Raw genomic sequence first — 9,083 nt, 5'->3', positions numbered from 1 at the left:
AGCTGCCGGATCGGTCGGCGATCCGCAGCTGGGCCGCAGACCAGCCCCAGATCGCCCAGGACAGGGCCTTCATCGAAGTTCTCAGCAGCCAACTGGAGTCGGCCGGTCGCCAACTGGAGCAGCTCGCAGCCGAATTGGGGCGGCCGCCCCTCAGCCTCGAGCTCAGAGACCTGATCGCCTGGGCCCGCAACCAGGCAAACCAACGCATTGCGATCATTTCTGCAGTCAACTTGCCCCCGTGAGCGACAACCGGCCCCAATCGATCCCCGATGCCCTCAGCTTTTTCCAGCTGAGCTGCGGTCGCTGGCGCTCCCAGCGCAGCAGCCACCACCTCCTGCACCGGCGGGCAGAGGCAGGCAGCTCCTTCATCGAGGTGGTGGAGATCGCCGCCGCAGATCCGCGCCTGATCGCCATCGCGGTGATGCACGGCGAAGACCCCTCCCGGCTCGTGGGCGGCTGCCGGGTCACCTGGAACGCCTCAATGGCCTGGGACAGGGCTGGTGAGGCCCACGACGGGGAAAGCTTGTTCGGCCTGATCCCCACCGATGGCCGCGGCCGGACCGGACTGCTGCTGCGCGACCGGGGCTATGCGGAAACCGCCGCGGTGGCTGGCCATTTCGCCATGGACGAACGGGATGGCCTGTTGCTCACCACCGGTTACGAGACCATGAACAGCCTGGAGCACTTCAGCTTCGCGGGGCCCGATGTGCGCCTGCGCACGAGCACGGTGGAGGGCCTCTCCAACACCGCTTCCTTCTGCGTCGAAACCAGGGTGCTGGAGGCCCGGGTCCCGAGCTCCGCAGGGGCAGCCGAGGAGGCCGCAACGGGGCCGACGCTCTCACCGCTGGGATGGTGACGAACGTTACGGACTGTGAGTCCTGCAAGAGGCATGCGAATCCCACTGCAGCCGCCCCAATACGATCCTGGTTGACGGATGCTGATGTCGTGTGGCCCTGCCCCTCCTGAAGTACGCGCCCACCACCCAGAACTCGCGGGTCAACCCGCTGCGGGTGGGCTCGGATGAGGACCCCAAAGCCGCGTCCATGGACAGGGCTATGGATCCCAAAGACCTAAATCTGCTCATTGAGTCTTGTTATCGGCAGATTTTCTTTTACGCCTTCAAGGTCGACCGCAACTTGACATTGGAGAGCCAGCTGCGCGACGGCCAAATGAGTGTGCGGGATTTCATTCGCTCCCTTTGTCTCTCAGACACATTCACGCGCAGCTTCTACAACCTGAACAGCAACTACCGAGTGGTGCGCCACCTGGTGGAAAAGCTTCTGGGTCGCCCCACCCACGGCAGGTCTGAAGAGATCGCCTGGGCAGCCGTGCTTATGACCCGCGGGGTAAGGGGCATGGTTGACGACATTCTCAACGGCCAGGAATACCTGGACGCCTTTGGCTACGACACCGTTCCCTACCACCGCAACCGCGTGGTGGGCTCCAGGGATCTGGGCGAAACCCCCTTCAACATCACCACTCCGCGCTACGAGGCCTACTACCGCGGCATCCTGGGCTTCCCCCAGATCGTCTACAGCGGTGGCATGAAAACCATCCCCGCCCGCTCCCGTCAGCGCCGGGGGGGCTTCCCCGAGGACTACCTGCCCTGGGTACGCAACCTTCCAGCCATGCGCAACCAGGGGGGTGGCTCCGGCAACGCGAACATCGATTACCTCGCCAAAGTTCCCTACCGCAGCATCGGTCGCTGAATCGGCCGGCACCACTGGCTTCATCAAGCCTGTAAGGCGGTCCAAGGGCCGCCTTTTTCAATGCCTTGCCAGGGCCCAGGCGTCAGTGGATGCTGACCGCCGGGCGGCAATGCCGACCGTGGGCAAGAAACTCATCCAGATTGATCCCGAAAGAATTCTGTTGTTATGACCCAAGCTCTCGCTGCTATGGCTCGTATGACCCTGAGGCAGTTGCGTCAGGTGGCCAGCGGCCTCGGTGTGAGCCTTTACAGCCGTAAGTCCAAGGACGAGCTCCTGGCAGCCATCAACGACCGCCAAGACGAGGATCCGCCCAGCCTCGAGGCCATTGAGGCCGAGCTCCCCCCGGCGCCCCGCCCGAGCTCGGTGACGACCAATGTGGTTTTTCTGCCGCGCGATCCCCAGTGGGCATACGTTTTCTGGGAAATCTCCCCGGCCGATCGCAGCCAGGCCCAAGCCGGTGGCGCTTCCCAGCTCTGCCTGCGGGTTGCCGATGTGACCGGGCTGCCCATGGGTTCGGCCCATCCCCACGCCCTGCAGGAAGTGGTGGTCGACAGCCATGCCACCGAGTGGTATTTGCCGGTGCCCCTGAGTGACCGTGACTACCGGGTGGAGCTTGGCTACCGCCTGGGCAATGGGGGCGGCTGGATCTCCCTGGCCTTCTCTTCGGTGGCCCGGGTGCCAGCCCTCCATCCCAGCGAGCAGATCCTCGACCAATTTGTGCCCTTTTCGCTAGAGACCTCTCCGAACGTCAGCATGCCGGCGATTGCGGCGCCGAGCCCCGACTCCGGCCTGCATGAAAGGCTCTACCAAACCGCCACCTCCCGCTGGCGTCGCCTGGGTCGCGGCTCTGAAGCCTTCCACGAACTGGAGGAGGCCGGCATCGACACCAGCGAGCTCCACGCCTCAGGGGCCGGCATTTGGGCCAGCGGCCGCAACGACTCCGGCCGGGGCGGCGTGGGATCTCGCCAACGCTCCTTCTGGCTGGTAGCCGACGCCGAGCTGATCGTCTACGGGGCCACCGACCCCTCGGCGCGGCTGTGCATCGGCGATCAGGAGGTTCCCCTCACTGCGGACGGCACCTTCCGGGTGCAGGTGCCCTTCCGTGACGGCCAACAGCTCTACCCGATCGAGGCGGTAGCCGCCGATGGCGAGCAGAAGCGCAACATCACCCTGGAATTCAACCGCACGACCCCTGAAGACAACAGCAATCCTGCAGACAAGGCCATAGGCGAATGGTTCTGAAGCGCATCGCCGTGGCCCTTACCCCCATGGCAGGGGCCCTGGCCTTCCCCCTGATCGTGCCTGTGGTGCTCATCCGGCTTGGCCTTCCAGCCGCCATGCTCAGCGCCGTGTTGATTGGCACCGTCTGGTTTGTGGTCATGCTGCGTAGCGCTGAGATGCCCGGGCACCACTAGGCGCCCCAGGCTGAGAAACAGGACTGAGCAACAAGGCCTAAGAACAAGCCTGTGGGAACCCTGGCTGCAGTCGCTTCTGAGCGCGATCAAACCCTTCAGCCCATCTATTACACCGCTGGCCTGGACCAGTTTGCTGGGACTTGGCCTGGCCAGCTGCAGCGCCGAAGCCCAGCTGCTGGGAAAGCCCGCCAAGCGCGCGCCCCTGCCCAAGGGCATCGAGCTGGTGTTCAACCACTCAGACACCAGCCGCTACCGCAGCCCAATCACGGGCCAATGGCGCCAGGGCGACGACCTGGAGGCCTTTGTGCTCGCCAGCATCCAGCAGGCGAAGCGGGAGATTCTGGTGGCGGTGCAGGAGCTCTCGCTGCCGAAGGTGGCCGAAGCCCTGGTTGCCCGCCATCGCGAGGGCCTGACGGTGAAGGTGGTGCTGGAAAACACCTACAGCACTCCATGGTCTGAAGAGAACCCGATCGGTCTGGCGCCGCACAAGCGCAACCGGCACCACCAGCTCGAGGTGCTCGGCTGGGGCGATGCGGTGGCCATCCTGCAGCGGGCCGGTGTGCCCCTGATCGATGACACCGCCGATGGCAGCGCCGGCAGCGGTCTGATGCACCACAAATTCATGGTGGTGGATCGGGCGGTGGTGGTCACGGGGTCGGCCAATTTCACCCCCTCGTGCATCCATGGCGATCCCGGTGGCAATCCCGGTGGCGATCCGGGTAGCAATCGCAGTCGGGGCAACGTCAACCACCTGCTGCGGCTGCACAGCAGCGCCTTGGCATCGAGCTTCGTGGCCGAATTTGAACGGATGTGGGGCGACGGCCCCGGCGGCCAGAGCGACAGCCGCTTTGGCCTGGCCAAAGGGGGTGGGGCGGCCCAGCGGGCGCTGGTGGGGCAGACCCCGGTCATGGTGCTGTTCGCTCCCCACCGGCGCAAGGATCCGAACCAGGGCTTAGGGCTGCTGGAAAAGTTGCTCCTGGGCACCCGCAAAAAGCTTGATCTGGCCCTGTTCGTGCTCTCAGAGCAGGGCCTGGCCGATGCCATGGCCCGCCTGCAGGAGCGCGGTGTCAAGATCCGGCTGCTGGCCGACCCTGGCTTCGCCAACCGGGCCTTCAGCGAAGTGCTGGATCTGCTGGGCATCCAGCTGCCAGACCACCACTGCGGCCTGGAGGCAGGCAACCGGCCCTGGCAAAAGCCCCTAGACGGAGTCGGCACCCCGCGGCTGGCCAGCGGCGACAAGCTCCACCACAAGCTGGCGGTGATAGACAACCGCACCGTGATCACCGGCTCCTTCAACTGGAGCCCCTCGGCGGCCCATCAAAATGACGAAACCCTGCTGGTGTTTGACTCCCCCCAGCTCGCCGAACACTTCAGCGCCGAAATCAACCGGCTCTGGAAGGGGGCCGAGCTGGGCCTTACCCCCCGGCTGCAGCGCAAAATCGAGCGCCAGCGGCTGAATTGCGGCAGCGGGGTGCAGCGGGGGATCACCCAAGGGAGCACCACCCAGACCAACACTACCGGTGGATGAGCTGACAGGCACAAACCACCACATCTAGTGGCCCAACCCTATGCTTACCCGGTCAGTCTGGCCGCGCTTCAGCCATGGAGACCCTGCAAAAGACCGGAAGCCTCTTAAGAACCGGCAGCCTCTTAAAGACAGGAAGCCTGGTGAAGTCACTGGCCCAATCCCTGATCACCCCGGCCGAAGACACCGCCCCCGCAGCGCCGGTGGTCTACACCACGGCAATCCGTAGCACCGGCAGCCTGGGCGAATCCCTGACCGGGATTTCCCTGCTGGCCACCCAGCTGGGCTTCACCCATGCCACCGAAACCCTCTATGCCGCCGACTGCCACAGCGCCGCCTTCCACGCCGACCACGCCATCCGGGCGGTGAGCCTGGCGGTGGAGTGCAATCCCCGCCAGCAAACCGTATCCCTGGCCGTGAGCGGTCTGGAAACCCAGGACACCTTCGACACCTTCCAGGCCGTGGCATCCGCCCTCTTCGGTGACTGTTGAACAGCAGCGCAGCTCCTAAGCTGGCAACTAGTTTTTCTCACCAGGTTGAATGGATTCCCCGCAGGCCGCTCGCTCTACATCAGCGACCCTGGACGCAATCCAGCTGATGCTGCGTGACCTGCACACCAGGCACGACGACATCCGCCACCGGGCGGCCTTCCGGGGCTGCACAACGGAGCTGCTGGCCGTGCAACAGGAGCTGGTCGACTACCTGCTCACTAAAAAAAGCCAGCTGACGGGCCATGTAGATCCGGTGAGCGGCGCCACCCGCAACTACAACTCCTTCGTTTGAACCTGCCTCGCACCCATCCCCAGGTGGTGGTGGTGGTGGGTGGTGGGCCAGCCGGGGCCAGCCTGGCCCTGGTGCTGGCCCGATCAGGGCTGGCCGTGACCCTGGTGGAAGCCCGCACCTGCCTGGTGCGCCAGTTTCGGGGGGAGGCCCTGATGCCCTCAGGGCTCGATGCCCTCGGCGCCATGGGGCTAGCCCAGCTGCTGCCTGCCCTGCCCCACCGCCCCCTGCAGGGCTGGCGCTTCATCGTCAACGGGCAGGAGCTGTTCAGCGCAGCCGAGCCCCTCGGTGGTGATCCCCGCCACCCCTGCACCCTAGTGAGTCAGCAGGCCTTGCTTGAACTGCTGATCGAGCAAGCTCAGGCCTTCCCTGGCTTCGCCCTGGAGCGCGGCCAACCCGCCGTCGACCTGCTCTGGCGCCAGGAGCGGGTGGTAGGGGTGCAACTCGGCGATGGCCGGCGCCTGGAGGCCGATCTGGTGCTGGCCTGTGATGGCCGGGCCTCCCTGCTGCGGCAGAAGGCCAAACTGAAGTTGATCGATGGAACCAGCCCGATCGATCTGCTCTGGTTTCAACTGGCCTGCCCAGCCGGCTCACCCCTGCAGGGGAATTTCACCACCCTGGTCGGAGCGACTGGCGTGTTCAGCGCCTTTGAGAGCGCCGCCGGTGGCCTGCAACTGGGCTGGGTGCTGGCCGCCGGCGACCGCGCCCCCGCCCTGGGCCAACCGGAGTGGATCGAAAAGTTAGCCGGCCTCTGCTCGGGCGAGCTGGCGCTCTGGCTGCGCCAGTGGGGAGCAGGCCTGAGCGAACCCACCAAACTGGCGGTGAAAGTTGCTCTGGCGGAGCGCTGGTGGCGGCCCGGACTGCTGCTGCTGGGAGATGCGGCCCACCCGATGGGCCCCGTGCGCGCCCAGGGCATCAACATGGCTCTGCGCGATGCCTGCGTGGCCAGCGCCCGGCTGCTGCCCCTGCTCTGCGGCGAGGCCACTGATGGGGGGCAGGCTTTCGATGACACCCTTGCAGCCATCGAGGCCGAACGCAGGCCTGAAATCGAGGCCATCCAGGCCCTCCAGGCCTTGGAAGCCGCCCGGGGGGAACAGCTGCGCAGCCAGGCCTGGTTGAGGCGGGGGCTGGCCCTGGCGGCACCCTTGATTGGCCCCGCTATCTCCGCCCACTGGAGCCACCAGCAGCAGCCCCTGCGCCATGGCCTGACCCTGCTGCCAAAACCGCCATGATGGGAGCACAGCCGTGCACCTATGGCCGCCGATCGGATCGACCTAGTCTGCGCTCCCAGGCAGTCAGCCATGCTCCTGCCTGGGCTGGGGGCCAGCCTGATGGGCCTGCTCCTGGCCATGCCCCTGCAGGCGGCCCCCAAGGATCCGCCCTATCCCACCCTGGAGGAGCTGCGCGAGCTCCAGCTGCTCACCTTCACCTGCGGGCGAGAGAACACGGCCGAAAGCTGCAATAAAGCCAGCGCCATGGCGGATCCCCTGATGGACCATCCCCGACTCGGGGCCAACTGTAAGGACGCCATCTGGACCATCCGGGAACGGGCCAAGCCCGCTGCCACCAACAACTACGAGCGGCGCGAGACCATCAATCGGGCCGGCCAGGACCTGATCCCCTTCTGCAAGCTGCAAACCCGCACTGTCGTGCCTAGCAAGAAAGAAGACAAACCAAAGGAGAAAAAGCTCTTCGGCCTGATTCCGGGCTCCTGAACCGGGCTCGGGTCGCAGGAATCAACGCTCTGTTTCGCTCGGCATCAGCTCGAGCACTTGGCGGGCTGTGCTGTCCATGAAGGCCAGCGACCAGCCCATCTGCACGACGGCCTGATCGGCCAGGGCACAGAGCCCACCCCGTTGGCCGGCAGCCTCGCAACTGGCCGAAAGGCCCAGCAGGGCATTGGTGAGCTTGCCCCGCAGGCAGGTTTCCTTGCCCCGGCGATGGATCACCGCCTCCGCCGCCAGCAGGCTGCGCTGCAGGGCCTGATCCATGGGGATCGCCCTGGCCCCACCCACAACCTTGCTGGGGCCAGCAGCCCCCGCGACGCCGGCCGGGGCGAGCACCAGCAGGCAGATCAGCAACCGGACTGCCCGGTTGGGAATAGGGAAACGCCCGGCAGCACGAGTTGACACGACAACTGTTCTTTTCTGGACCCTAGCCAGCCCGGCCAGGGCCGCAGGCAAGGGCTAATTTGGTGCCCCCTGAGCCCCAGTGGGCTTGGCCGATGACTTGCAGCGGTTCCATGAACGTCCAGCACATCGCCCTTGCCCGGCCCTTCAGCGACCAGAAACCCGGCACCTCCGGCCTGCGCAAGAGCAGCAGGCAGTTTCAGGCTCCCCACTACCTCGAAAGCTTCATCGAAGCGAGCCTGCGGGTGCTGCCGGGGGTGGCTGGTGGCACCCTGGTGGTGGGTGGCGATGGTCGCTACGGAAACCGCCAGGCCATCGCCGTGATCGCCCGCATGGCCGCCGCCCATGGCGTGGCCCGGCTGATCACCACCACCGGCGGCATCCTCTCCACTCCCGCCGCCTCCCACCTGATTCGCCAGCACGGTGCCGTGGGTGGCGTGATCCTCTCGGCCAGCCACAACCCCGGCGGGCCCGACGGCGATTTCGGGGTCAAGATCAACGGCGCCAACGGCGGCCCCACACCTGAATCGATCACCGACGCCATCTACGCCGCCACCCAGACCCTCGACGGCTACCGAATCTGCGAAGGCGGCAGCGATCCCGACCTCTCGACACCTAGCCGCAGCAGCATCGGCGACCTGCAGGTGGATGTGATTGATGGCGTCGACGACTACGTGGCGCTGATGCAGCGACTCTTCGACTTCGACCAGATCGGCGATCTGCTGCGTGGCGACTTCCCGATGGCCTTCGACGCCATGCACGCGGTGACCGGCCCCTATGCCAGCCACATCTTCGAAGGGGTGCTCGGAGCGCCCGCGGGCACCGTGCGCAACGGCATCCCCCTGGAGGATTTTGGCGGCGGCCACCCCGATCCCAACCTCACCTACGCCCACGACCTGGCCGAGCTGCTGCTGGGCAGCGACGCCTACCGCTTCGGTGCCGCCTGCGACGGCGACGGCGACCGCAACATGATCCTTGGGACCCGCTGCTTCGTGAACCCCAGCGACAGCCTGGCGGTGCTCACCGCCAACGCCACCCTTGCTCCGGGCTACGGCGATGGTCTGGCCGGCGTGGCCCGCTCGATGCCCACCAGTGCCGCCGCCGATGTGGTGGCCAAAGCCCTGGGCCTGCCCTGCTTCGAAACCCCCACCGGCTGGAAGTTCTTCGGCAACCTGCTAGACGCTGGGCGGATCACCCTCTGCGGCGAGGAGAGCTTCGGCACCGGCAGCAACCACATTCGCGAGAAAGATGGGCTCTGGGCCGTGCTGTTCTGGCTGCAGATCCTGGCCAGGCGGCGGGAGCCGGTGAAGCGGATCATGGCCGAGCACTGGGCCCGCTTCGGCCGCCATTACTACTCCCGCCACGATTACGAGGCGATCGCCAGCGAAGCAGCCCACGGCCTCTACAACCGGGTAAAGGAGATGCAACCAGGACTGGTGGGCCAGAGCTTCGCCGGCCGCAGCGTCGCCACCGCGGACGACTTCGCCTACACCGATCCGGTGGATGGCTCCCTCACCAGCGGCCA

11 protein-coding genes and 1 pseudogene are annotated in these 9,083 nt (G+C 66.1%); 11 read left to right on the top strand and 1 reads right to left on the bottom strand.

The window, feature by feature from the left end; genetic code table 11:
• From KBZ07_RS11875 to KBZ07_RS11830, 10 genes and pseudogenes are all read left to right on the top strand, one after another.
• A pseudogene (locus KBZ07_RS11875) lies at positions 1-242 on the top strand (hypothetical protein); the annotation flags it as partial.
• Positions 239-856 carry a phycobiliprotein lyase gene (locus KBZ07_RS11870; RefSeq protein WP_254931810.1) on the top strand — a complete coding sequence of 206 codons (618 nt, stop codon included), beginning with the start codon at positions 239-241 and terminating at the stop codon, positions 854-856. The pseudogene KBZ07_RS11875 and the gene KBZ07_RS11870, both read left to right, overlap by 4 nt.
• 91 nt (positions 857-947) lie before the next feature.
• Entirely contained in the window at positions 948-1,709 is a 762-nt protein-coding gene (locus tag KBZ07_RS11865; protein ID WP_254931809.1) for a phycobilisome rod-core linker polypeptide, read from the top strand.
• A 165-nt stretch (positions 1,710-1,874) separates the two neighbouring features.
• Complete coding sequence (locus KBZ07_RS11860; protein ID WP_254931808.1) at positions 1,875-2,951, top strand: DUF4912 domain-containing protein; 1,077 nt, start codon at positions 1,875-1,877, stop codon at positions 2,949-2,951.
• A complete protein-coding gene (locus tag KBZ07_RS11855) occupies positions 2,942-3,124 on the top strand; it encodes a hypothetical protein (protein WP_254931807.1) in 183 nt (60 codons plus the stop codon). The genes KBZ07_RS11860 and KBZ07_RS11855 overlap by 10 nt, the downstream gene beginning before the upstream one ends.
• Before the next feature lie 130 nt (positions 3,125-3,254).
• On the top strand, positions 3,255-4,652 hold the full coding sequence (locus tag KBZ07_RS11850; protein WP_315860167.1) for a phospholipase D-like domain-containing protein: 1,398 nt from the start codon (positions 3,255-3,257) through the stop codon (positions 4,650-4,652).
• Positions 4,653-4,726: 74 nt separating this feature from the next.
• Positions 4,727-5,140 carry a hypothetical protein gene (locus KBZ07_RS11845; RefSeq protein ID WP_254931806.1) on the top strand — a complete coding sequence of 138 codons (414 nt, stop codon included), beginning with the start codon at positions 4,727-4,729 and terminating at the stop codon, positions 5,138-5,140.
• 106 nt (positions 5,141-5,246) lie between these two features.
• Positions 5,247-5,432: a hypothetical protein gene (locus KBZ07_RS11840; RefSeq protein ID WP_254931805.1), complete on the top strand. Its 186-nt coding sequence runs from the start codon at positions 5,247-5,249 to the stop codon at positions 5,430-5,432.
• The gene (locus KBZ07_RS11835) at positions 5,429-6,661 is read left to right on the top strand and encodes an FAD-dependent monooxygenase (RefSeq protein ID WP_254931804.1); all 1,233 of its coding nucleotides are present in this window, start codon (positions 5,429-5,431) and stop codon (positions 6,659-6,661) included. Before KBZ07_RS11840 ends, KBZ07_RS11835 begins: the two co-directional genes overlap by 4 nt.
• A 69-nt stretch (positions 6,662-6,730) precedes the next feature.
• The gene (locus tag KBZ07_RS11830; protein ID WP_254931803.1) at positions 6,731-7,144 is read left to right on the top strand and encodes a hypothetical protein; all 414 of its coding nucleotides are present in this window, start codon (positions 6,731-6,733) and stop codon (positions 7,142-7,144) included.
• A gap of 21 nt (positions 7,145-7,165) precedes the next feature.
• Here KBZ07_RS11830 and KBZ07_RS11825 read toward each other — a convergent pair whose 3' ends face one another.
• Positions 7,166-7,561: a hypothetical protein gene (locus KBZ07_RS11825; RefSeq protein ID WP_254931802.1), complete on the bottom strand. Its 396-nt coding sequence runs from the start codon at positions 7,559-7,561 to the stop codon at positions 7,166-7,168.
• A gap of 92 nt (positions 7,562-7,653) precedes the next feature.
• On the opposite strand from KBZ07_RS11825, the gene KBZ07_RS11820 reads away from it, so the two are divergent.
• Positions 7,654-9,083, top strand: a 1,430-nt coding sequence (locus KBZ07_RS11820) for an alpha-D-glucose phosphate-specific phosphoglucomutase (RefSeq protein ID WP_396124046.1), incomplete at its 3' end; no start/stop codon positions are given.

The sequence above is a fragment of the Cyanobium sp. BA20m-14 genome, from assembly GCF_024346295.1.
This window is presented reverse-complemented; position numbering and strand designations above follow the sequence as displayed.